This is a genomic window from Bacillus sp. NMCN1 (genome assembly GCF_002998085.1).
Classification (GTDB): Bacteria; Bacillota; Bacilli; order Bacillales; family Bacillaceae; genus Bacillus.
The window spans coordinates 1,779,824-1,802,416 of record NZ_PVQL01000001.1 but is presented as its reverse complement, the minus strand read 5'-3'; the positions used below and the strand labels follow the sequence as shown (position 1 = coordinate 1,802,416).

Sequence of the window (22,593 nt, the reverse complement as noted above, 5' to 3'; positions counted from 1 at the left end):
CTTATGTTTTATGTAACATTTTGAGTAGCTTCCCCTAAGTAAATATGATCTGATGATATGATTGTAGACGGATTTTTCATCCTTAAGATACAGTTAACACATGCATCAGCATGAGGGGAGGCTTTATCTATGAAAACAGAGGATGTCACTGCCAAGGGTGTGCCTGCGGCAGCTTTAAAAAAAGAAAAGAGAAAGCGCTTACTTAATCAATTGCTTAGTCAAAAGTTTTTGTATGTAATGATTTTGCCAGGGCTCATTTATTTTCTTGTCTTTAAATATGTGCCGATGTGGGGACTTATCATTGCCTTTCAAGATTACCAGCCGTTTCTCGGTATTCTTGGCAGTGAGTGGGTTGGGTTCAAACACTTTATTCGATTGTTTACAGAACCAACATTTTTCATCTTATTAAAAAATACACTGATTTTATTTGCCATGAATGTCGTGATTTTCTTTCCAATTCCGATCTTATTGGCCCTGCTTTTAAACGAGGTCAGATTGGCATTGTTTAAGAAATTTGTCCAGACGATGATATACATTCCTCACTTCATGTCATGGGTGATTGTCGTGTCCTTATCCTTTGTTTTGTTAACAGTAGATGGCGGGTTAATCAATGAATTGATTGCTTTTTTTGGAGGGGAAAAGATTAACTTCCTCCTTAGTCAGGAATGGTTCAGGCCGATGTACATTTTACAAGTGATCTGGCGGGAAGCAGGCTGGTCGACGATCATTTACCTTGCGGCGATTACAGCGGTAGATCCGCAGCTATATGAAGCAGCGAAAATGGATGGAGCCGGCAGACTGAGACAAATGTGGCACATCACTCTTCCTGCCATTAAAAGTGTGATTGTCGTTCTGCTTATTTTGAAAATTGGTGACACGTTAGAGCTTGGGTTTGAGCATGTTTACTTATTACTCAACGCAACGAACCGGGAAGTAGCAGAAATCTTTGATACGTACGTTTATACAGCTGGTCTTAAGCAAGGACAATTCAGCTATAGTACCGCTGTTGGTCTATTTAAAGCAGCCGTTGGACTTATTTTGGTCATGCTGGCGAACCGTTTAGCGAAGAAATTCGGCGAAGAAGGTATTTACTAAAAAGGGAGATGAAGAAGAATGACATTGTCGACTGAAAAGGGATCACCACTTGAGCATGCAGAGAAATTAGCACAAACGATTATGAAAGCGCATACACCGATTGAGCTGCCTCCAGCTAGAAGATGGCATTATCATCAAGGCGTTTTTCTTTGCGGTGTGATGAAGTTATATGAGGCAACGGGCAACGAGACGTATTTCGATTATGTGAAAAGCTATGCAGACTCGCTTATTGATGAGTATGGAAACCTATTATTTCGCAGAGATGAGCTTGATGCGATCCAAGCAGGGCTTATTTTATTCCCTCTTTACGAACGGACGGGAGAGAAGCGGTATGTGCTGGCAGCGGAGAAGCTCCGGGGGCTTTACCGTACATTAAATCGCACATCTGAGGGCGGGTTTTGGCATAAAGACAATTATGCCTATCAAATGTGGCTGGATGGTCTCTACATGGGAGGACCTTTTGCCTTAAAGTATGCAAAGTTGAGAGGTGAAGAGGAACTGGTGGATATGGTGATCCATCAAGAGTATCTCATGAGAAAGCATACAAAAGATGAAAAAACAGGTCTGTATTATCACGCGTGGGACGAACGAAAAGTGATGCCGTGGGCTGATCAAAAGACCGGCTGTTCCCCCGAGTTTTGGGCAAGATCGTTTGGCTGGTATGTCCTTGCATTAGCAGATATGATCGAGGATCTGCCAGAAGAGCATGAGGGACGAAAGATTTGGAAGAAAACGCTGACAGACATGCTGGAAAGTGTAGCCAAGTACCAGGATAAAGACACAGGTCTCTGGCATCAAATCATTGATAAAGGTACTCATAGCGACAATTGGCTTGAAAGCTCAGGATCGTGTTTATTCATGTACGCCATGGCAAAAGCCATGAATGAAGGGTATGTCAGCCTCCGCTATGTTGATCATGTGGTGAAAGCATATCAGGGCTTAATTCAGCATAAGACGGCTGAGAAAGAAAACGGTGATTTTACCATCAATGATATTTGTATCGGAACATCTGCTGGATTTTATGATTACTACGTTGGGAGAGAGCGAAGCACAAATGACTTGCACGGGGCAGGCGCTTTTATTATGGCGTTAACTGAGCTAGAGAAGCTGTCTGTTTTTCAAAAGGCATGAAGAGGCAAAAAAGGGCTGCGGCATGGCTCATCAGCTTCGTCGCTGCCTTTTGTTTGTCAGCCTGTCAGGGGAAAACAAACGGAATCGATGTCCTGATTTTTTCTGACATGTCAAAGGGAATGAAGGATCAATTAGTCGAGAAGGCTTTTCAGACGGAACATGAAACTTATAGCGTCCACATCTTTCCGGCGATTCCTGAAAAGCTTCTTGTTGAAATTACCGCAAAAGAGGGGGACATCATGCTTGTCCCGGAAGAAATGTTTAGAACTTATGATGATCCTGAAAGCTTTCAGCTACTTGAAGAAATGGGCGTAGATGATCAAGCGGCAGGGCCATATACGGTCGAGGACAAAAAGACAGGGAAAACGGTCGATTATGCGGTTCAAGTCAATAAAGGCACGAAAAAGCTAAACGGCTATACCTTTCGATTACACCGAGATATGGTCGCTTTTATTCCCGTGTATGCTGACAAGTCCAAAGAGGCGCTGTCTCTCATGAAACAACTTCGTGAAAATCGATAGAAAAAGGGGTGGGGACTGTGAAACGGGTCGTGGTTTGCGGACTCAGTCATCGTGCGTTCAATATGTTTATTAAACCGCTCACAGAGGATTTCAATGAGCATTACAAGATTACAGGGCTCCTAGATATAGATCATCATCGGTATACACTTTGTCAGCAGCGATTTCCATCACTGCGGGGCGTCTTGTTTTTTCATGAAGAGGCATTTGATCAAATGGTGAAGGAAGCAAAGCCAGATATCGTCATTGTGGCAGGCCGGGATGACACACATGTCACGTATATCTTGCAGGCACTTGACCATGATCTCGATGTCATCACTGAAAAGCCAATGGTCACAACAGCAAAAGACGCCAAAAAAGTGATGGAAAAAGAAAAGGAAAGTAAAGGGAATGTCACAGTCACTTTCAATTATCGCTACAATCCATTTCATCGAAAGGTCAAAGAGCTTATTTTAGAAGGAAAGATTGGAAGGGTCACATCTGTTGAACTGAGCTGGCTCATTGATACGTATCATGGCGCTAGTTACTTCAAAAGGTGGAACAGAACGCGGCAATTCTCTGGCGGACTATCCATTCATAAATCGACGCATCATTTCGATTTGGTCAATTGGTGGATCAATCAAAAGCCAAAGCAAGTATTTGCCTATGGGGCGCTGAACTATTACGGAAATGAAAGTCCTTGGAATCCCTTGCAGGGGGGAGAAAATAGGTATTGCGGAACATGTCATGTGAAGGATACCTGTCATTATGAAGCAAGGTGGAATCCGCGGGTAGAACGCTCAAAGGTTGAGGACGACCATATAGAATCCGGTAAGGAGCAAACGCAGCAGTACTCAAATTATCGCCCAGACGCCTGTATTTTTGATCAGGAAATTGACATTGAGGATACATATGTGGCATCAGTGGCATATGACCAAGGGGCTCTGCTTAGCTATTCAATTCAATTCTCAGCGCCATATGAAGGATACCGGCTTGCCATTAATGGGACAAAGGGACGTATTGAAACAAATGAGTTTCATGTGCCATCAAGAATTCCTTTTCAATTCCCAGAACAGACGATTTCTTATTATCCGATGTTTGGGGCAAAAGAGACAATTGAAGTCGTGAAACAGCCAGGAGGACATGGCGGCGGAGATCCTCTGCTTCTGGCCGATTTGTTTATAGGGAAAGATCCTTTAATTCACTATGACATATCAGCAGGAGCAGAGGCTGGTGCTTATTCGATTGCACTTGGGGAAGGCATGTGGCGGTCTGTTGCAGAGAATCGCCCAATCGAAATAGATGAATTGTTTCAAAAAGAGACGGTGTCATAAGAAAGAGAGGAGGGGGAAAGAGATGGATCATGATGGTTCAATGAGCAGAATGCTTCGAATGTGTGAGTGGGTGATGAGACTCGCCTATACGAATTTGCTGTGGCTGCTGTTCACAATGCTGGGGCTTGGGATCTTTGGATTGATGCCTGCGACCACTGCGTTATTTTCGGTGATGAGAAAGTGGATACAAGGGAATGAGCAAGTCAGCGTTTTCCGCACTTTTTGGAAGGTGTACCGTGAGGAGTTTGTACGCTCTAACTTGATTGGAGTGACACTATTTATCATAGGGACGATTATATATGTAGACCTTGCGTATATTTATCCAGCGAGCTGGTTTTTGCATGTGCTTCGTTTTGCCATTTATATCTTTGGTTTTCTATTTGTTGTGAGCTTGTTTTATATTTTTCCGCTGCTGGCTCATTATGATTGGAAAAAACGACTCTATCTGAAATTCTCTCTTTTGCTTGGTATCTCATATTTGCAATATACACTCTGTATGATCGTTTTCTCGGCTCTGCTGTTTGTTCTCTTTGCTTATTTGCCGGGAATCGTGCCGTTCTTTAGTGTGAGTATACTCGCCTATGGCCACATGTGGCTGGCCTATCAAGTATTTAAAAAGGTAGAGTGTGAAAGTGAGCAGCAGACAGCCGAAGTAAAGAAACGTCTGCCGTCTTTCCTTCAATCGAAGCGGGTGAATACACAGTGATATGAATCATTTGCTATAATGGTGTCACCGTGATTAAAAGGAGAGATGAGCCATGTCAGTAAAAGAAATCTCAATAGAAGAATTAAAACAAAAGCTAGAGCAAGAAGAAGCCATTCAGCTTGTTGATGTGCGTGAAAACGAGGAAGTAGCAGAAGGAATGATTCCAGAAGCTGTCCACATTCGAATGGGAGATATCCCCGAGAAACTGGATGCATTCGATCAAACGCAGGAATATTACATTATTTGCCGCTCCGGTAAACGTAGTGAAAATGTCTGCTATTTCCTAGAAGACCAAGGTTATCAAGCGACCAATGTCATTGGCGGGATGCTTGCTTGGACAGGAGAAACAAAACCGAAGCTGTAAAAGAAGTCCTTTCATCAATGAGATGAAAGGCTTTTTTGTTCATATGCCCGCCCTGATGTGCATAAAGATAGAGTAGCGAGAGAAGGGAGAGTGGCATATGTGCTAAAGGTAGCTGTATTTGATGAAGAACACGAAAAAGATTTGCAGAGCGAAATCAATCTTTTTTTAAAAGGAATGGATGACGACCAAATCATTGACATCAAGTACAATGTAGCGGTGATCTGTGAGCAGGGAGGAGAACAGCTCTACTGTTTTTCTGCACTCATTTTATATAAAAAATAGATGGTATCAAAAAAGGACCTGTTTGAAGGGTCCTTTTTCTTTGTTTAACTAGCGTCAATATATAAACGATGCTTTTTGCAGTGAACACATTGAAAGAGGTAGCCCTGCAAGTCTCCACCGTTGACGAGCCATTGTTCCGCCGCTGCAAATGTCTTCGATATCTTCTGTGAGCTCTTCCTCTAAATGTTCTATCTCTTTCCATCCGACATACTGGACGATTGCACAAAAATCTCCGCAATGGCTTAACCAATATTCCTGCTGCCAGCCGCGATAACCTGGCGTTCTAAAGATCAGTTCATCTATATATTCCTCTTGGTCAACGTCATCACAACTTATATCGTCTTGAAAGATGCCATCGTATTTTTTAGCGGCTGAGCCATCTTTAATACACCAAGGGCAAATTCCTTCCACATCTTCAACAGTATAAAATGGACCATGATACACGTAATCTCTTTCTTTTTCACAAACAGGACATGTCGTAGGCTCTTTTTTGATCACATTTAACGAAACTGGATCTGGGTTGTACTTGAATGTAGGTAACGTCATATAAGCCTCCATGTTGTCAATCACTTATTACTATTTTATAGGAATGTGGGAGAGCATGACCATCTTAAATAGTTTGTATAGAAAAAAGCCGTTCGGCTGAGGAACGGCTTTTCCTATTACGTCTATGCTTTTTTTACTCTTGGACTTCTTGGTTTATTGACTTTGTTGGCTTGTTTGATTGCTCTTCGTTCATCATTTAAAGATTTATACAGTGACACAACCATCAATATGATGACAACGGAGAAAGGCAAGGCGGCGAGTTTTGCTGTATTTTGCAAGGCTTGAAGTCCGCCTGAAAATAATAGTACTGCCGCAACAGCTGATTGGATGATGCCCCAGCTAATCTTTACACTATTTGCAGGATTTAATGAGCCATAGGTTGTCTGCATTCCCAGAACAAATGTGGCTGAATCTGCTGATGTGATAAAGAATACAGCTATTAAAATAAGTGCCAAAATCGATGTAATCATGGCAAGTGGGTATTGATTTAATACACCAAACAGCATCGTTTCAGTCGGCATCCCAGCTACATCAATAATATTTTTTTGTTGTAAGTCCATAGCAGAGACTCCAAAGATAGAGAACCATAGGAAAACGAGGATTGAAGGAGCCACTAAGACACCAATTAAAAACTCTCGAATGGTTCTTCCGCGTGAAACTCTCGCAATAAAAATGCCAACGAACGGAGACCAAGAGATCCACCATGCCCAATAGAAGATTGTCCATCCATTAATCCATTCTCTCTTTTCTGGATCATTTGGTGATAATCTAAAGCTCATTTGCACAATATTCGATAAGTATTGTCCGATCGAATCTGTAAATGAATTTAAAATAAAAACAGTTGGTCCAGCAAAGAGTAGAAAGATCATGAGTAAAGCAGCAAATATCATATTAGAATTACTTAAATATTTAATCCCTTTACCAATTCCGCTCCATGAAGAGATGAGGAACATAACCGTGACAATTGTAATAATGGCAAGTTGAGTCAGGAAGTTATTTGGAATGCCAAATAAATAGGTTAATCCTCCATTAATTTGTGCGGCACCTAGTCCTAAGCTTGTGGCTACGCCAACTACTGTTGCAAATACTGCGATACAATCAATCGTTTTTCCAATCCATCCATGAATTTTATTTCCGAATACTGGGTATAAAGTGGAGCTAATTAATCCAGGCGCATCTTTTCTAAATTTAAAGTAGGCGATGCAAAGTGCGACAATCGCATAAATGGCCCATGCATGAAGTCCCCAGTGGAAAAAGGTATAACGAAGGGAATCGCGGAAGGCTTGTGCGGATTCAGTCTCACCTGTTGGTGATTGAATCGCATAGTGACTGATCGGTTCAGCGGCCCCATAAAAAACAAGCCCAATCCCCATACCGGCACTAAATAGCATCGCAAACCAAGAAAAAAGCCCGAATTCAGGCTCTTCACCTGGTTTTCCTAACGTAATTTTTCCGATTGGACTAAAAATAAAGAATATACAAAAGCCGACAAGTAGTGAAATCACTATCAAATAATACCAGCCGAAGTCGTTTGTAATGTATGTTTGAATCTGATCTGTGACAGTTTGCAGTGTTTCTGGAGAAAAGGCTCCCCACATTACTGCAACAAATGTGATCGCGATCACGATCCAAAATACACTTGATACGTTTTTCACACCATCTCACTCTCCTGTTGTTCTACACGTTTAAGCAGAGGATTTTGTTTAATATCCCCTATCTCAACTATTTTCAAACAAAAAGAGTCGAGCTTCTCACTCGACCTCTACTTTACCCTAACATGTTTTCCTTCCATTTATCAACCATCGATATGTGAAGATGATTTTTCTTCAATTCGTTTACGAAGACGGTAGACGTATTCTTTTAAACAAACAGCGAAGATGGTAAACACCAAAACAATGGCGACTTTTAACGGGGTAATGGACAGCTTCAAGAAAACAGCGGCTGTCAAACTAATCACAACCGCTAGTATAATCGGAAGTGCACGTCTCATCATGAAAATCTCTCCTTTGCTTCGAGTGCAGCATTCATACCGGCAAGCCTGCCTGTCACAAGTGCTGACGTAATATTGTATCCGCCTGTATAACCGTGAATGTCTAAAATTTCTCCGCAGAAATAAAGACCAGGCATTTTTTTAGACGCCATTTTCTTCGGTTCAATTTCTTTCACAGAAACGCCACCTCCTGTGACAAACGCTTTGTCCAAGGAAAGAGTGCCGTTCGCATGAACGATAAAATGTTTGCAATCATGGGCGAATGCGCGCAGTTTATCTTTAGCAAGACCAGAAAATGTGTCTTGAGGATCTATGCCGTTCCGTTCTAACAGAAACAATAAATAGCGTTCTTGCATCCAAGACTTCAGGACATTTTTAATGGCTTTTTTTGGTTCATCTTTTAGGTCTCGATGAAGCTTTTGGAACAGATCCTCGTCATTAAACTTCGGATATAAGTCTATTTGCAGACGGACGACCTGCTGCTTTTTCAATTCTTTCACAACAAATCCGCTGCATCTAAGAACAGCAGGGCCGGATAAGCCAAAGTGTGTAAAGATCATATCCATGACATGTGTGATGACGGGTTTCCCCTTTTTATTTAAAACACTGACAGCCACACTTCTTAAAGAAAGGCCTTGGAGCACTTTTTCTTTAATAAAGCGCTCATCTGATGTGACTGGTACTTCTGTTGGGAAGAGCTCTGTAATCGTATGACCAGCGGCTTCTGCCCATGCATAGCCGTCACCAGTAGAACCAGTATGCGGCACACTTTTTCCGCCAACAGCAATGACAACGGCGTTACTTGAAATTTTTTCATCATTATTTGTAACAATTCCAGCTGCTTGTCCGTCTTGATACAGAACTGTTTTAATCTTTTCATTCGTTCGAATGGTGACATTGAGGTTGCGGAGCCTGTTTAAAAGGGCATCCACAACAGATTGTGCTTTGTTTGAGACAGGGAACATACGTCCATGGTCTTCTTCTTTAAGTTCGATGCCGAGGTTTTCAAAAAACGAAATAATATCCTCGTTATTGAACTCAGAAAATGCACTATATAAAAAACGGCCGTTTCCGGGAATATGCTTGATAATTTCTTCTACTGGAAGGCGATTGGTGACGTTACAGCGTCCACCGCCAGAAATGGCAAGCTTTCTGCCAAGTTTGTTACCTTTGTCAATTAACAGAACAGTTGCACCGTGCTCTGCTGATGCAATCGCGGCCATCAGGCCAGAAGGTCCACCGCCAATGACAATGACATCATAATGTTTCATGTTACATTCCTCTTTCTACTTTCAGTCATTCCTCTATTATAACGAAGATTGGGGAAGGCTGAAATATGAATTGATTGGTTTTGTGCCCTCTGTATTGGTTTTGTTACCTGTGCGTTGAAATGATGTGGTAAAATAGTTAAGTTGAATATTCATTAGAAAAATGGTGGTTAAGCGCATGTCTAATAAACTGCTTCGTGGTACGTTGGTTTTAACGATAGGGACTTATCTCTCTCGAATTCTTGGTATGATTTACTTAATTCCATTTAGCGCAATGGTTGGAGCTACTGGTGGAGCGCTATTCCAATATGGATACAATCAATTTACAATTTTCATTAGTATTGCTACTTTAGGTTTTCCTGCAGCAGTATCTAAGTTTGTATCAAAATATAATGCAATTGGTGACTTTGAGACAACGCGAAAAATGTTTAGAGCCGGTATGTCCGTTATGCTTGTTTCGGGTATAGTTGCTTTTAGTATTTTATATTTATCAGCACCGATTTTTGCTGAGATACAGCTTGGAGGATCCTCTGAAACCGGTGGACTAACAGTTGAACAAGTGACATATGTAATTAGAATGGTGAGTTTGGCTCTCTTAGTAGTACCAATTATGGGCCTTGTCCGTGGATTTTTCCAAGGGCATCAAATGATGGGGCCGACAGCAGTCTCACAAGTTGTTGAACAGATAGTCCGAATTATCTTCTTATTGACCGCAACCTATGTCATTTTAAAGGTACTTAATGGAGGTCTTGTCATCGCAGTAGGATATGCTACTTTTGCTGCTCTAATTGGTTCTTTTGGGGGTTTATTCACATTATATGTATACTGGATTAAACGTAAAGATAAATTACTTGCAATGCAGCCTAATTCGGGACCCAATTTAGGTCTTTCATATAAAAAAATCTTTATTGAGCTATTTAGTTATGCTGGTCCATATGTTTTTGTTGGATTAGCTATACCTCTATACTCATACATTGATACCAATACAATTAATAAAGCAATGATTAATGCTGGTTTTAAAGATATAAGTACTGCAGTGCTTTCTATAGTTACTTTATATTTACCTAAGCTTGTCATGATTCCAGTATCATTAGCGACAGCATTTGGTTTAACATTAATTCCAACTATTACAGAATCTTTTACATCACGAAATTTCAAATTATTGAATAGACAAATTGACCAGACGATGCAAGGTGTTCTATTTTTCGTACTGCCTGCTTCAATTGGTATCTCGGCATTGGCTGGACCGGTTTATTGGTTTTTCTATCCGTCTGTTCATCCTGAGATTGGGATGTCAATTTTGTTCTGGTATGCACCTGTTGCGTTATTGTTTTCTTTATTCACCATTAATGCAGCGATTTTGCAGGGAATTAACAAACAAAAATTTGCCATCGTCAGTCTGTTGTTAGGGATCATCATTAAAACGGTTCTGAACATTCCGCTAATCAGCTGGCTGCAAGGAAATGGTTCTGTGCTTGCGACTGCATTAGGTTATAGCGCGTCTATCTTGTATATGTTTATCATGATTAAGCGCCATGCCGGCTATTCGTTCCGCAGGATTTTCAAACGATTTATTCTCATTGGTATTTTAACGGCGATTATGGCTGTTGTGGCGTATGTGACATGTCAGCTTGTGAGCCAAGTGATTTCGTATGAAGGTGGAATTGTACAAGCGGGTATCGTCATTTTGATTTCAATGATCACTGGCGGCGGTGTGTATCTGTTCTTGTCTTATAAGGTAGGATTACTTGAGCGTGTACTCGGCAGCCGTATGCCGAAATTTTTAAGAAAAAAGAGTTAAGAAGAGGTGGAGTTTCATGAGGCTTGATAAATTGCTTGCTAGCAGCGGCTTTGGTTCAAGAAAAGATGTGAAGAAGCTGGTCAAGGCACGGGCAGTCACCGTGAATGGAGAACTGGCGAAGCAGGTGAAAGATCATGTTGATCCATCGAATGATGAAGTGCTCGTACACGGAGAGCGTGTAGAGTTTAAAGAATTCATTTACTTAATGATGAACAAACCGGATGGAGTCATCTCAGCAACTGAAGATCTGCGGGATGAAACGGTCGTCGATTTACTTGAGCCGGAGGATATCGCAAGGGAGCCATTTCCTGTTGGGAGACTGGATAAGGATACAGTCGGTCTTCTCCTCCTCACAAATGATGGACAGCTTGCACATCAATTACTTTCTCCAAAAAAGCATGTGCCAAAAACGTACAAAGTTCATTTGAAATACCCATTAGGAGATCAAGACATCAAGCGTCTTGAAGAGGGCGTTGTCATTTTAGATGATTACCGCACGAAGCCGGCGAAGGTTGAAGTAGATGCGAATGAAAACGAAGATACACGCATCCGTTTAACGATTACTGAAGGAAAGTACCATCAAGTGAAGCTGATGGCGCAAGCAGTGGGAAATGAAGTCATCTTTTTAAAAAGGCTCTCGATGGGGGCTGTTTCTTTAGATGAAGATCTAGCGCCTGGAGAGTACCGTGAATTGACGGATGAAGAATTAGACAGCTTAATCAATCGACCATACATGTAGAATAAAAGAAAAGAACCGGCATATCGCCGGTTCTTTTTGTTATATGGACAGTTCATTATACGCTTAAGATGATATTTTCACTTTTTTTCTCGTTGTTTCCCATTTGCCTCTGCTTGGACTATGAACAAGATCGTTATAGGCAAGCACGTTTAAGTCTCTTTGGATGGTTCTAGGTGTGATCCCGAATTCATCAACCAGCTCTTGTGTCGTCACAAGACCTTTCTCTTGAATGAACATATAAACTGATTTAATTCGAGTCATCATACGGTTTGTTGAAGGTTTCAAAAAACCACTCCCTATCAATAAGATCGGATGGACTTGACTAACCACAACTTACTACACTAAAACTGCGAAATAAGGACATGCAACAATGGTAAATGTTCGTGTTTCTTAATGTTTTATTCTATTATACACGTTATTATGCATCTAGTTCCACCAAAAAGTCAACTTTACATGTTATTTAACTTGTCTTCATGATTCAAAACATGGTATATACCATGTTTTGAATTCGGTTACAACCCAATGGGCGTAAGGGGTACGAAGAATGCTGTCACATTCAAACGTCCAAAAATGAAACACAGAAAATTTACAAAATAAAAAATTTACTGATCTCAAAAAGACACATCCCTTGTTAGAATGTGCCTTTTTTGTTTCTGTTATCCTTCTAAGAAAAAGAGCTGAATGAAAAATAAAATGGCAAAGATGAGAACAAGTACATGTACTTCTCTCCATTTCCCTTTTGCCAGTTTCACAAGGGGATATGAAATAAATCCAAGTGAAATTCCGGTTGAAATACTAGATGTCAACGGCATGGAAAGGATCACCAGAAAAGCAGGGAATGCTTCGTCTAGCTCGTTCCAGCGAATGCGTGACACTGAGTTCATCATCAAGCACCCGACAATGATGAGAACAGGTGATGTGATGGATGGTAAAGAAGAAATGGCTTGAACGAGCGGGCCGAAAAACAATGCCACAATAAACAGTGCAGCGACCGTTAAAGACGTTAGTCCAGTTCTTCCGCCAGCAGCAACCCCAGATGATGATTCAATATAAGCTGTTGTTGGGCTTGTTCCAAACATAGAACCAATCGTCGTTGCAGCAGAATCAGCGAGCAGGGCTCTGCGTACCTTTGGCAGCTGGCCTTTTTTCATGAGTCCTGCTTGTTCAGCCACTCCGATCATTGTGCCCGTTGTATCAAAAATCGTCACTAGTAAGAAGGAGAAGACGACAGCATATAAATGATGAGAGAATACATCGCCAAAGGCAGCGAATGGATTTGTAATCAGCATGCCTTCTGGTAGTGCAGGGATGTCCATCAGCATTTTAGGGAAATGAAGCTGGCCTGTTACGAGCGCAATCAGTGTCGTCGCTAACATGCCGATAAACAGTGCGCCATTTATTTGAAGAACCATTAAAATAACAGAGATCATTAAGCCGACAAGCGTTAAAATGACAACAGGCGAGCTTAAGTTGCCAAGCTTCACTAGATTTTCCGGGTCAGCAGCGATAATCCCTGACTGACGGAGACCAATAAATGCAATGAAAAGCCCGATTCCGGCTGTAATGCCGTATTTTAAATTATCTGGAATGGCTTGAATCAGTTGTTTTCTAAGGGATGTTAACGATAAAATAATAAAGAGTATACCAGCAACAAATACCGCACTGAACGCTGTTTGATAGCTGATGCCGCCACCACCGACAACTGTAAAGGTGAAATAGACATTCAGCCCCATGCCTGGTGCAATAGCAATCGGATAGTTTGCAAATAGTGCCATCCAGAGAGTACCGACGACAGCAGCGATAATTGTTGCAGTAAAGACTTGGTCAAAAGGAATGCCTGCTTTTGAAAGAATTCCTGGGTTAACGGCAACAATATATACCATGGTAAAGAATGTCGTCATACCAGCGATTAATTCTTTCTTTATGTTGGTTTGGTTTTCTTTTAACTGAAACATAAAATCCTCCATTTACGAACATTATTACAAAACAATTAATATAATATTCGTTTTAAGGGTGGATTGCAACCTTTTTTCAAGGAGGAATGGAAAAATGAATTGGGAAGCTGAAGTGATACGAAAAAAAGACGACTTAATTAAGGACACACAATCTTTTTTGCAAATTGAGAGTGTCCTTGATGAAGAAGGTGGAAAAGAAGGAAAGCCATTTGGTGAAAAAGTCGATCAGGCCCTTCAGTATATGCTGAAAAAAGGGGAAGACGAAGGATTCACAGTCAAGAATGTGGATGGCTATGCAGGTCATATTGAATATGGAGAAGGCGAAGACATTGTAGGTGTACTATGCCATGTGGACGTTGTGCCTGCTGGTGACGGCTGGACAACCCCGCCATTTTCAGCGGACATAAGAGAAAATAAAATATTTGCACGAGGAGCCATTGATGACAAAGGTCCAACCATGGCGGCTTTCTACGCATTGAAGATGTTAAAAGATATGGGGATGAAGCTGTCAAAAAAGATTCGAATAATCATTGGAACTGATGAAGAGAGTGATTGGCGCTGTGTAGACCATTATTTCAAGCATGAGGCGATGCCGCAGATTGGATTTGCGCCAGATGCCGATTTTCCGATTATTCATGCTGAAAAAGGGATCATTGATGCCATTGTGTCATTTACATATCAACATACAGACAATTATCAGCGCTATACGCTCAAGCAATTCACATCGGGTATGCGGCTGAATATGGTGCCGGATGAGGCAGCTGCCACTGTGACCGCTGCACAGGATCACGATGCTGAATCATTAAAAACAGCTTTTGAAGCTTATCTTGCTGACAATCAATTATCAGGTGAGGTAAAGAATGCAGTGGATGGACAGCATTTCATATTAAAAGGTGAATCAGTTCATGCCATGGAGCCGGCGCATGGCATTAATGCGGGCATTCATATGGCAAATTTCTTATGTGGACAAGAATTAGATGAAGACGGGCTTGCTTTTACCTCCCAAATCAACGCTTTATTTGATCAGGATACAAGAGGGCAAAAGCTGGGGATTGCTTGCAAAGATGACATTAGCGGAGATTTGACTTTAAATGTTGGAACGATCCGCTATACACATCTTGAGGAAGCGAAGCTAGGATTAAATGTTCGCTATCCAGTGACAGCAGACGGCAAGGACGTTAAAAAAGGGATCGAAGGCATCAAAGGGGCTACCCTTCTGAAATTTGACGACAGCCCTCCGCATCACGTCTCAAAAGATCATCCGCTTGTGAAAACATTGCAGCGGGTATATGAGGAACAAACCGGAGATCCAGCTAATCTGATTGCCATTGGTGGAGGAACGTATGCGAGATCTTTAGAAGCGGGAGTCGCTTTTGGCCCTCTATTCCCTGGCAGACCAGATTGCGCACATCAGAAGGATGAATATATCGAAATCGATGACTTACTAAGAGCAACTGCTCTATATGCACAAGCCATGTATGAATTAGCAAAATAGAAAAAGAGAAGAGGGGATTCACAGTGAAAAAAATGTTCTTATGCTCTTCATTCAAAGACAGCTATTCTCTCTTATCTGACTTTACGGGTGAATCATTAAAAGGAAAACGCGTGACATTTTTTCCAACAGCCAGTGCTGTGGAAGAAGTCACGCACTATGTGGAGGCAGCGAAAGAAGCCTTTCATCAACTAGGTATGCAGCTAGAGACTGTTCAGATAGCTGAGCAGTCTGCCGGAGAAATCACAAAGATGATGGAACAAAATGATGTGATATACGTATCAGGAGGCAACACTTTCTATTTGCTGCAGGAATTAAGAAAGCATCATCTCGATGACGTGCTGAAAGAAGAAATCAATAAAGGCAAGCTGTACATTGGCGAATCCGCAGGGAGTATCATCATGGCACCAAGCATTGAATATATCTCCCTGATGGATGATCGGCAGAAGGCTGCAGAACTTTCATCATGTCAAGGATTTAATGAGATAAGCTACTATCCGGTACCGCATATGTACAATACCTATTTAGGCGAGGCTGCGCAGCAAATCATGGAGCAGTATGAGCAGACGCTCGATTTATGCCCGCTTACTGATGAACAGGCTTTACTCATCACAGGGGAGCATGCTGAGGTGAAGGCTGTCAAATCGTCCTAATCGAGAAACGAAGAAAAAGGAACAGGGATTCAATGCCCTGTTCCTTTTTTAATCTTGAAAAACATCACTTGATAAGTATCGTTCGCCTGTATCTGCTGTCATACAGATCACGATTTGATCTGCCGGCAATTGTTTGGCTGTTTCAATGGCTGCATAGCAGGCTGCGCCAGAGGATGGGCCAACTAAAATTCCTTCAAGCCGGGCAAGCTGGCGTGTGATAGTGTACGCATCTTCATCGCTTACTTGCACGATCTCATCATAGACATGCTCGTTTAAAATATGGGGAATAAATCCTGGGCATGTGCCAACAAGTTTATGTTTGCCAGGTTTCCCGCCAGATAAGACTGGAGACCCCTTCGGCTCTGCCACACGTATGGTCAAATGAGGGAAAGCCTTCTTTAATTCCTCTCCAGTGCCTGTAATGGTTCCGCCAGTTCCTGCTGTTGCGACAAAGGCTCCAAGGGGCTTTCCAAGTTGTTTGACAGCTTCCATGATTTCAACGGCTGTTGTGCCTCTATGTGCATCTGGGTTCGCCCCATTATCAAATTGCATCGGGATAAAGCTATGAGGAATTTGAGACGCCAGTTCCTCTGCCTTGCGAATACAGCCTGGCATTTTTTCTTCTCCTGGGGTTAAAACGACCTGGGCCCCGTAAGCCTTCAAAATATTGATTCTTTCCTTTGTCATCGTATCTGGCATGACAAGGATGGCTTTATAGCCTCTTGCTGCTGCGTTCATGGCTAAACCAATGCCTGTATTCCCACTTGTTGGTTCAATCATGGTCGCTCCTTTTGTAAGCTTTCCTTGCCTTTCAGCCTCGACGATCATATTGTAAGCAGCGCGGTCCTTCACACTGCCGCTAGGATTAAATGATTCCAGCTTTAAATAAACAGCTGCCGCATTGTCTGGCTGAAGCCGCTGTAATTTAACAAGTGGTGTATCGCCAATCAGCTCAGCTATATTTTGTGCAACCTTCATCATGTAACACCCTTTCTTCTCATTCCGCATTTCTTTAGTTATACTATCATCAATGGGGATTCGTAAAGTTTGTTAAAAAAGGACAGGTGATATTGTGTCAGAAAACCGTCATTATTTTATTGGGATTCACATCCCTGAACAACTTGCGCATCAAATCAAAAAAGACATTGATCTAAGAAGCGGACTGTCCTTTCAAAAATGGACAGCACCAGATGATTATCATGTGACCCTAATCTTTTTAGGTGCCATTCCAGATGAGCGTTTAAAGAGAATCATCGAGCTGCTTGAGATCCTTTCAAATGAAGCCGCTGCATTTTCACTAGAGCTGAATGAGGTAGGACACTTTGGCACGAAGGAGCGCCCGAGAGTCTTTTTTGCAAAACCTAACGAATGTGAACCGCTCATGCAATTAAGAGAAAAGGTGAAAGAAGCAGTATTGTCAGCAGGACATCCTGTTGAAAAGAGACCGTTTCATCCGCATATGACGATTGCGCGCAAATGGAACGCGGATCACTCTTTTGCAGAACAAGCGCCTTTACGCAAAGAGCCATACGTGATAGAGGTTTCTTGTATAACTCTATTTGAAATACGTCCGAGAGAAACCCCGCGTTATCACGCAATCAAACAATTTGCACTACATAAATGATTCTAAAAGTTGGAGTGAGCAGCAGATGGCGCAAATTATCAAAATTCAAGATTATATATCACGATATGAACAAGACCCGCATCACTACATCAATCAATTCATCCGATTGAAAAAGCAAAGGTGGGACGAGTTAAAAAAAGCTTCAAAACAGGAGGCGCAGCATTCATTTGACCAAATCTCTGAACAAGCGCCTGAACAAGAGGAGGAAAAGAGAAAGAAATTCTCCTTAAAGAGAAAGCAAAAAGAAGCCGATATGAAGAAGGAACGGGACCTGAGTCTTTTTAACGAGCCGACAGATATAGAGCAAGGTGTCTTTACAAACGTACCTACCGATGGAACGAAGCTCATTCATTTTTTTAAGGATCATCTATACGATGTTCAATTAAAATGGGCGAGCTCGACGATTTCCCACATTTCAACCGTCTCCCATCATATTCGGTATGATGAAAAGCTGCGTATGCTTGCTAGGCAGCTTCCGGATTCATATTTTGTGATGTACAAGCCGGTGCTGCTCATTCAAAAAGCAGAGATGGAATTATGTTCAGTCCTCATTACGCCGCTGGAAGTGATTTGTTTATCCTTCTTAGAGGCAGAGCCTGACAGCGTCTATATCGGAACGAAGGAACGTTTTTGGGAGAAGCGGGCGAATGGGAAAGCTGTTCAGTCCGTTTTGAATCCTTGCGCAAGCCTTCTGCGCTCTGGCAACGTCGTGTCAAAAATCTTACAGCAAAGCGGTGCCCATCTTCCTGTGAAAAAAATTCTGATCAGCAGAACCTCTTATATTGACTTACCGGAAGTTCCATACGGGATGGAGGTTGTCGATAAGAAGAAGGCGGAAGAGTGGTTTGAAAAGCAGCGTAAAAATACCGTGCCGACAAAGCATCAGCAATTTAAGGCGACAAAGGCATTGCTTGCTTATGGTGAATCAGACAGCAAAAGAAGGCAGGAATGGCTCGATTAAAGGCATAATGGAAGGTCACGAAAAATGAGACCTGAGTGGAGCTAATATATGAATGAATGGTACTTTATCGTTAATCCAGCAGCAGGACATGGAAAAGGACTCCGTACATGGAGGAGCATAGAGAAAGAATTACAAAAGGTGGAGATCTCTTATCGATCGTTTCTCACTCAGCATGAAGGCCATGCAGAAGTATTGGCGAGACAAATTAGCGCCATGCAAGATGACAGGCTGAAGCGCCTGATTGTCATTGGCGGTGACGGCACCATTCATGAAGTCCTGAATGGCTTAAAGGAAATCGACCATGTGCAGCTAAGCTTTGTCCCCGCCGGTCATTGGAATGATGCGGCGAAGGGCCTCGGCATCCATCGTCAAGATGTCCTAAAAGAAGTGAGAAAGCAAAAGAGAATGCTCACCAAAACATTTTCTCTCGGCTCCTTTCAAGATCATGCAGAAAGCCCGCAATCCGTTCTCTTTCTCAATCACATCGGTGCCGGGTTTGATGCGCATGTGCTAAGGAAAACGGTGCATTTCAGAGGGAAAAAGTGGCTGAAACGGCTGGGGCTTGGGTTTATCATCTACCCACTGTCATTTCTCCATTCTTTATGGTCCTTTAAGCCGTTTGACCTTGCGCTGTTTATTGAAAATGAGAAGAAGGTCTTTCGCCAAGTGTGGTTTGTGATTGTATGCAATCACCCCTATTACGGAGGCGGGCTGGAAGCAGCGCCGGAAGTGAGCGCGAGGCAGCCAGGCTTTCAAACGCTCGTTGTCACAGATTTGAATCCATTTAAAGTGCTCTTGTTTCTAAGTGCGATGGTGTTTCAAAAGCACCTTGGAATGAAGGGCGTTACCCTGTATCAGCACGAGGAAGCGTACTTGGAGGCAGACGGAAAAATCTTATTTCATGCAGATGGAGAAGTGATCGGCGCAACGCCTGTTTTTGTGAAGGTGAGTGAACACTCCTTAAAATTACGTGCTTAAATCACTTCTCGTGAATGCCCTAGTCAAAGAACCATGAAAAAAGGCTTCCTTTTCATAAGGTTCTTGTCCTGATTTTCTAGTTTTGCTTGACGAGTATAAGAAGGTAACGATAAAATCTATAGGACGGCTATTGTTTAGCATCTCATTCTCAATAGCTGTCCTTTTTGTTTTTATGATCATATAAATAAAAAAAGAAACAGCCAATTGATCTTCAATCGGCTGAATTTTGTCGACTAAAAAAGCACGATTTAAAATATTTTAAGAAATGATGGGTTGAAAATTGATATGAACTGGTTGGGACAAATATTAGGTAGCGAATGGCACATCTCTCCTGCTGGAGGCGCTACAGGAGATGCGTACTTCGCAACACACAATGACCAAAAGCTATTTTTAAAACGCAATACGTCACCGTTTCTTGCGGTTTTGTCAGCTGAAGGCATTGTGCCGAAGCTTGTCTGGACAAAACGGATGGAAAATGGGGATGTCATCACTGCGCAGCACTGGCTGAGCGGCAGAGAACTGAAGCCAAAGGACATGAATGACCGTCCTGTAGCAGAGCAGCTAAGAAAAATTCATACATCTAAAGAATTGCTAGATATGCTGAAAAGATTAGAGAAGCACTCTCTAGACCCGGAATCCATTCTAAAGCATTTAAAACAGTCCATATTAAAAGAGCAAATCGATTCACAAGACATCACACGTGCCATCCAGTACTTAGAAAAGCATGTGGAGGCAGTTCAATTTGAGGACAAGGTCGTGTGTCACTGTGACCTCAATCATAATAATTGGCTGCTGACAGATGAAAACCAGCTTTACTTGATCGATTGGGATGGGGCAATGATTGCTGACCCAGCCATTGATCTTGGACCACTTTTATACCATTATGTTGAAGAAGAGAACTGGGAAAGCTGGCTCTCAATGTACGGTGCCCTGCTTACGGACAATTTGCGAAAACGCATGGCTTGGTACGTGCTCGCTGAAACCGTATCGTTTGTCGTGTGGCATAAAAGAAAAGGAAATGAAAAAGCGCAGCAAGAAGTGCAAGCGGAGCTGAGCGCACTCTTAAAGCGGTTAAACATCCATTAAGACAGAGGAATATTCTCGACCCACTCTGACAAATGCGATTGATGCTCCTCAATATGTGCATCAATTGAACTGACAGAAGTGCCCTTTTGGCTGTAATCATAAATGTCTGTTAATAATTGACGAATGTCGGCATCAAGGTCTTCTTTTGCCAGCATTAATTGAATCACGCGTCCCACCTGTTCATATTCTGCAACAGTCCCGCAGCAATCCAACTGGTGATCAGTTAAAATATCTTTGATTAATTGAAGCTGATGTTGACGGTTTAATCCCATACGTATGCTCCTTTTCTGCGTGTCATTTATGTGGTTAAACTGTGCATTCAGCGCCCTATTTATACATGCGGCAGATCAGCTCAAGCGAAGGGCTGGTCTTTTTCATATGAGCATAAAGATGCTGTCTTGCGGGTCTTTATGTTTCATGGTATCTTGATAAAATGTAAAGAAAATAGAGGTGTATCAAATTGAGAATGCGACATAAACCATGGGCTGATGATTACTTAGCTGAAAATGCTCATATTGCCTTAGCAAGCCCCGAGCAATATAAAGGGAAATGGCATGAGCTGTTTGGAAATGATCATCCAATCCATATCGAAGTTGGGACAGGAAAAGGGAGTTTTATCGCTGGAATGGGCAAGCTTCATCCTGATATCAACTATATTGGCATTGAATTATTTAAAAGTGTCATTGTGACAGCAGTAGATAAAATCAAAGAGACAGATGTAGAAAATGTAAAGCTTTTGAACATCAATGCTGAAACATTGACAGATGTGTTTGCGGAAAATGAGGTTGACCGGGTGTATTTGAATTTTTCTGATCCGTGGCCAAAAGCAAGACATGAAAAGCGCAGATTGACGTTTAAGGCCTTTTTAGAGCAATATGAACAGATTCTCCGTCCAGGCGGTGAATTGCATTTCAAAACAGATAACCGCGGGTTATTTGAATATTCCTTAAAGAGTTTTTCTGCGTATGGCCTTCTTTTAACGTATGTCAGTCTAGATTTACATAAGGACGGCTTTGAAGGAAATGTGATGACTGAATACGAAGAGAAATTCTCGTCTATGGGACAACCCATCTATCGATCAGAAGTGAAATTTCCAGAATAACATGTGACATCAAGCTGGCTGCAAAAAAATTGCAGTCAGCTTTTTTCTTGAAAAGATTGATGCATGCGATTTTTAGCTGTATTTGCTACGATAGAAAAAGGAGGGATGACAGCAATGGAGACAATGAAAATAGGTGACATGGAACTGTTCTGGTTAAACGGGGGAGATACACACATGGACGGCGGTGCGATGTTCGGCGTGGTGCCAAAGCCGTTATGGTCAAAAAAATACCCGGTGAACGATCGTAATCAAATTGAACTGCGGTGTGATCCAATCCTCATTCGGTGGAATGGTCTTCATTTACTAGTGGATTCCGGCATCGGATCAGGGAAGCTGACAGATAAACAAAAACGCAATTACGGCGTAACAGAAGAGACGAAATTGGAACAATCGCTAGCGGCACTCGGCCTGCAACCAGCTGATATTGATTACGTTTTAATGACACACCTTCACTTCGATCATGCCAGCGGGCTGACAAAACGAGAGGGAGAAGAGCTCGTGTCTGTTTTTCCGCAGGCAAAAATCATCACATCCAACATCGAATGGGATGAAATGAGGGCGCCTAACATCCGTTCAAGAAATACATATTGGAAAGAAAACTGGGAGCCTATAGCAGACCAAGTGGTGCCATTTGAAGAAAGAATCGAAGTAATAGAAGGCATTTGGCTGCATCATACAGGCGGTCATAGCAATGGCCATAGCATCTTAACGCTCACAAGTCAGGGCGAAACAGCGATTCATTTGGCTGATATCATGCCAACACACGCTCATAAAAATCCATTATGGGTCTTGGCTTATGATGATTACCCAATGACTTCGATTCCAGCTAAGCAAAAATGGCAGGCATTTGCAGAAGAAAAAAATGCGTGGTACTTGTTTTATCATGATGCGGTTTACCGCGCTGTAAAGTGGGATGAAGACGGGCACATCACACATGAAGTTAAAAGAGAAACAGGAAGATAAAAGATCATCTGCATGTTTTTTCGCCT

Annotated in this window: 25 protein-coding genes and 1 pseudogene; 17 read left to right on the top strand and 9 right to left on the bottom strand. The window is 42.1% G+C overall.

What is annotated here, in order from left to right; all coding sequences use genetic code 11:
- Positions 1-129 precede the first annotated feature (129 nt).
- The 7 genes from C6W21_RS09480 to C6W21_RS09450 all read left to right on the top strand — a co-directional run bounded on the left by C6W21_RS09480 (position 130) and on the right by C6W21_RS09450 (position 5,409).
- Entirely contained in the window at positions 130-1,095 is a 966-nt protein-coding gene (locus tag C6W21_RS09480) for an ABC transporter permease (RefSeq protein WP_106050125.1), read from the top strand.
- A gap of 18 nt (positions 1,096-1,113) precedes the next feature.
- Positions 1,114-2,226 carry a glycoside hydrolase family 88/105 protein gene (locus C6W21_RS09475; RefSeq protein ID WP_106056183.1) on the top strand — a complete coding sequence of 371 codons (1,113 nt, stop codon included), beginning with the start codon at positions 1,114-1,116 and terminating at the stop codon, positions 2,224-2,226.
- Positions 2,223-2,747, top strand: coding sequence for a lipoprotein YteS (locus C6W21_RS09470; RefSeq protein WP_106050123.1), 525 nt, complete (start codon positions 2,223-2,225; stop codon positions 2,745-2,747). Before C6W21_RS09475 ends, C6W21_RS09470 begins: the two co-directional genes overlap by 4 nt.
- Positions 2,748-2,764: 17 nt before the next feature.
- Complete coding sequence (locus C6W21_RS09465; RefSeq protein WP_106056181.1) at positions 2,765-4,057, top strand: Gfo/Idh/MocA family protein; 1,293 nt, start codon at positions 2,765-2,767, stop codon at positions 4,055-4,057.
- 22 nt (positions 4,058-4,079) lie between these two features.
- Positions 4,080-4,763: a YesL family protein gene (locus C6W21_RS09460; protein WP_106056179.1), complete on the top strand. Its 684-nt coding sequence runs from the start codon at positions 4,080-4,082 to the stop codon at positions 4,761-4,763.
- 52 nt (positions 4,764-4,815) lie between these two features.
- Positions 4,816-5,127: a rhodanese-like domain-containing protein gene (locus C6W21_RS09455; protein WP_106050120.1), complete on the top strand. Its 312-nt coding sequence runs from the start codon at positions 4,816-4,818 to the stop codon at positions 5,125-5,127.
- A 99-nt stretch (positions 5,128-5,226) separates the two neighbouring features.
- On the top strand, positions 5,227-5,409 hold the full coding sequence (locus C6W21_RS09450) for a sporulation protein Cse60 (protein WP_003217582.1): 183 nt from the start codon (positions 5,227-5,229) through the stop codon (positions 5,407-5,409).
- Between the two features lie 44 nt (positions 5,410-5,453).
- On the opposite strand, the gene C6W21_RS19450 is transcribed toward C6W21_RS09450, so the two are convergent.
- The 5 genes and pseudogenes from C6W21_RS19450 to C6W21_RS09430 form a co-directional block, all read right to left on the bottom strand.
- Complete coding sequence (locus C6W21_RS19450) at positions 5,454-5,519, bottom strand: hypothetical protein (protein WP_411266028.1); 66 nt, start codon at positions 5,517-5,519, stop codon at positions 5,454-5,456.
- A gap of 109 nt (positions 5,520-5,628) precedes the next feature.
- A pseudogene (locus tag C6W21_RS09445) lies at positions 5,629-5,955 on the bottom strand (CbrC family protein); the annotation flags it as partial.
- Between the two features lie 122 nt (positions 5,956-6,077).
- Entirely contained in the window at positions 6,078-7,610 is a 1,533-nt protein-coding gene (gene opuD / locus C6W21_RS09440; protein WP_106050118.1) for a glycine betaine transporter OpuD, read from the bottom strand.
- Between the two features lie 140 nt (positions 7,611-7,750).
- Positions 7,751-7,948, bottom strand: a complete 198-nt coding sequence (locus C6W21_RS09435; protein ID WP_106050117.1) for a hypothetical protein — start codon at positions 7,946-7,948, stop codon at positions 7,751-7,753.
- Positions 7,945-9,216: a BaiN/RdsA family NAD(P)/FAD-dependent oxidoreductase gene (locus C6W21_RS09430; RefSeq protein ID WP_106050116.1), complete on the bottom strand. Its 1,272-nt coding sequence runs from the start codon at positions 9,214-9,216 to the stop codon at positions 7,945-7,947. Before C6W21_RS09430 ends, C6W21_RS09435 begins: the two co-directional genes overlap by 4 nt.
- A 175-nt stretch (positions 9,217-9,391) precedes the next feature.
- Here C6W21_RS09430 and C6W21_RS09425 point away from each other — a divergent pair, with 175 nt between their 5' ends.
- Both C6W21_RS09425 and C6W21_RS09420 read left to right on the top strand, forming a co-directional pair.
- A complete protein-coding gene (locus C6W21_RS09425) occupies positions 9,392-11,014 on the top strand; it encodes a putative polysaccharide biosynthesis protein (RefSeq protein ID WP_106056177.1) in 1,623 nt (540 codons plus the stop codon).
- 16 nt (positions 11,015-11,030) lie between these two features.
- Positions 11,031-11,753, top strand: a complete 723-nt coding sequence (locus tag C6W21_RS09420; RefSeq protein ID WP_106056175.1) for a pseudouridine synthase — start codon at positions 11,031-11,033, stop codon at positions 11,751-11,753.
- A gap of 63 nt (positions 11,754-11,816) precedes the next feature.
- On the opposite strand, the gene C6W21_RS09415 is transcribed toward C6W21_RS09420, so the two are convergent.
- Together C6W21_RS09415 and C6W21_RS09410 are read right to left on the bottom strand one after the other, a co-directional pair.
- Positions 11,817-12,038 (bottom strand): DeoR family transcriptional regulator, encoded by a 222-nt coding sequence (locus C6W21_RS09415; RefSeq protein ID WP_008356419.1) that lies wholly within the window; start codon positions 12,036-12,038, stop codon positions 11,817-11,819.
- A gap of 371 nt (positions 12,039-12,409) precedes the next feature.
- Positions 12,410-13,708, bottom strand: coding sequence for an NCS2 family permease (locus C6W21_RS09410; RefSeq protein ID WP_060597038.1), 1,299 nt, complete (start codon positions 13,706-13,708; stop codon positions 12,410-12,412).
- A 94-nt stretch (positions 13,709-13,802) separates the two neighbouring features.
- Between C6W21_RS09410 and pepV the strand changes: the two genes are divergently transcribed.
- Both pepV and C6W21_RS09400 read left to right on the top strand, forming a co-directional pair.
- Positions 13,803-15,203, top strand: coding sequence for a dipeptidase PepV (pepV, locus tag C6W21_RS09405; protein WP_106056173.1), 1,401 nt, complete (start codon positions 13,803-13,805; stop codon positions 15,201-15,203).
- 23 nt (positions 15,204-15,226) lie between these two features.
- A complete protein-coding gene (locus C6W21_RS09400) occupies positions 15,227-15,853 on the top strand; it encodes a Type 1 glutamine amidotransferase-like domain-containing protein (RefSeq protein WP_106056171.1) in 627 nt (208 codons plus the stop codon).
- A 48-nt stretch (positions 15,854-15,901) separates the two neighbouring features.
- Here the strand turns inward: C6W21_RS09400 and cysK are convergent, their stop codons facing one another.
- Positions 15,902-16,831 carry a cysteine synthase A gene (gene cysK / locus C6W21_RS09395; RefSeq protein WP_411266018.1) on the bottom strand — a complete coding sequence of 310 codons (930 nt, stop codon included), beginning with the start codon at positions 16,829-16,831 and terminating at the stop codon, positions 15,902-15,904.
- A gap of 94 nt (positions 16,832-16,925) precedes the next feature.
- On the opposite strand from cysK, the gene thpR reads away from it, so the two are divergent.
- The 4 genes from thpR to C6W21_RS09375 all read left to right on the top strand — a co-directional run bounded on the left by thpR (position 16,926) and on the right by C6W21_RS09375 (position 20,502).
- Entirely contained in the window at positions 16,926-17,477 is a 552-nt protein-coding gene (gene thpR, locus C6W21_RS09390) for an RNA 2',3'-cyclic phosphodiesterase (RefSeq protein ID WP_106050110.1), read from the top strand.
- 25 nt (positions 17,478-17,502) lie between these two features.
- Entirely contained in the window at positions 17,503-18,438 is a 936-nt protein-coding gene (locus C6W21_RS09385; protein WP_106050109.1) for a hypothetical protein, read from the top strand.
- Between the two features lie 48 nt (positions 18,439-18,486).
- On the top strand, positions 18,487-19,416 hold the full coding sequence (locus tag C6W21_RS09380; RefSeq protein WP_106050108.1) for a YegS/Rv2252/BmrU family lipid kinase: 930 nt from the start codon (positions 18,487-18,489) through the stop codon (positions 19,414-19,416).
- 285 nt (positions 19,417-19,701) lie between these two features.
- The gene (locus tag C6W21_RS09375; RefSeq protein WP_189318160.1) at positions 19,702-20,502 is read left to right on the top strand and encodes a phosphotransferase family protein; all 801 of its coding nucleotides are present in this window, start codon (positions 19,702-19,704) and stop codon (positions 20,500-20,502) included.
- On the opposite strand, the gene C6W21_RS09370 is transcribed toward C6W21_RS09375, so the two are convergent.
- Positions 20,499-20,774 (bottom strand): YtzH-like family protein, encoded by a 276-nt coding sequence (locus tag C6W21_RS09370; protein WP_024424867.1) that lies wholly within the window; start codon positions 20,772-20,774, stop codon positions 20,499-20,501. The two genes, C6W21_RS09375 and C6W21_RS09370, sit on opposite strands and share 4 nt — an antisense overlap.
- 188 nt (positions 20,775-20,962) lie before the next feature.
- Between C6W21_RS09370 and trmB the strand changes: the two genes are divergently transcribed.
- On the top strand, positions 20,963-21,604 hold the full coding sequence (gene trmB, locus C6W21_RS09365; RefSeq protein ID WP_106050106.1) for a tRNA (guanosine(46)-N7)-methyltransferase TrmB: 642 nt from the start codon (positions 20,963-20,965) through the stop codon (positions 21,602-21,604).
- A gap of 114 nt (positions 21,605-21,718) precedes the next feature.
- Positions 21,719-22,567, top strand: a complete 849-nt coding sequence (locus C6W21_RS09360) for a YtnP family quorum-quenching lactonase (protein ID WP_106056167.1) — start codon at positions 21,719-21,721, stop codon at positions 22,565-22,567.
- The last annotated feature ends 26 nt before the right edge of the window (positions 22,568-22,593 follow it).

What these genes read in the sequence shown, in the direction of transcription:
- C6W21_RS09480 (WP_106050125.1), top strand. Translation starts at nt 130, where the DNA reads ATGAAAACAGAGGATGTCACTGCCAAGGGTGTGCCTGCGGCAGCTTTA.
- C6W21_RS09475 (WP_106056183.1), top strand. Translation starts at nt 1,114, where the DNA reads ATGACATTGTCGACTGAAAAGGGATCACCACTTGAGCATGCAGAGAAA.
- C6W21_RS09470 (WP_106050123.1), top strand. Translation starts at nt 2,223, where the DNA reads ATGAAGAGGCAAAAAAGGGCTGCGGCATGGCTCATCAGCTTCGTCGCT.
- C6W21_RS09460 (WP_106056179.1), top strand. Translation starts at nt 4,080, where the DNA reads ATGGATCATGATGGTTCAATGAGCAGAATGCTTCGAATGTGTGAGTGG.
- C6W21_RS09455 (WP_106050120.1), top strand. Translation starts at nt 4,816, where the DNA reads ATGTCAGTAAAAGAAATCTCAATAGAAGAATTAAAACAAAAGCTAGAG.
- C6W21_RS09435 (WP_106050117.1), bottom strand. Translation starts at nt 7,948, where the DNA reads ATGATGAGACGTGCACTTCCGATTATACTAGCGGTTGTGATTAGTTTG.
- C6W21_RS09430 (WP_106050116.1), bottom strand. Translation starts at nt 9,216, where the DNA reads ATGAAACATTATGATGTCATTGTCATTGGCGGTGGACCTTCTGGCCTG.
- C6W21_RS09425 (WP_106056177.1), top strand. Translation starts at nt 9,392, where the DNA reads ATGTCTAATAAACTGCTTCGTGGTACGTTGGTTTTAACGATAGGGACT.
- C6W21_RS09420 (WP_106056175.1), top strand. Translation starts at nt 11,031, where the DNA reads ATGAGGCTTGATAAATTGCTTGCTAGCAGCGGCTTTGGTTCAAGAAAA.
- C6W21_RS09410 (WP_060597038.1), bottom strand. Translation starts at nt 13,708, where the DNA reads ATGTTTCAGTTAAAAGAAAACCAAACCAACATAAAGAAAGAATTAATC.
- pepV (WP_106056173.1), top strand. Translation starts at nt 13,803, where the DNA reads ATGAATTGGGAAGCTGAAGTGATACGAAAAAAAGACGACTTAATTAAG.
- cysK (WP_411266018.1), bottom strand. Translation starts at nt 16,831, where the DNA reads ATGAAGGTTGCACAAAATATAGCTGAGCTGATTGGCGATACACCACTT.
- C6W21_RS09385 (WP_106050109.1), top strand. Translation starts at nt 17,503, where the DNA reads ATGGCGCAAATTATCAAAATTCAAGATTATATATCACGATATGAACAA.
- C6W21_RS09380 (WP_106050108.1), top strand. Translation starts at nt 18,487, where the DNA reads ATGAATGAATGGTACTTTATCGTTAATCCAGCAGCAGGACATGGAAAA.
- C6W21_RS09375 (WP_189318160.1), top strand. Translation starts at nt 19,702, where the DNA reads ATGAACTGGTTGGGACAAATATTAGGTAGCGAATGGCACATCTCTCCT.
- C6W21_RS09370 (WP_024424867.1), bottom strand. Translation starts at nt 20,774, where the DNA reads ATGGGATTAAACCGTCAACATCAGCTTCAATTAATCAAAGATATTTTA.
- C6W21_RS09360 (WP_106056167.1), top strand. Translation starts at nt 21,719, where the DNA reads ATGGAGACAATGAAAATAGGTGACATGGAACTGTTCTGGTTAAACGGG.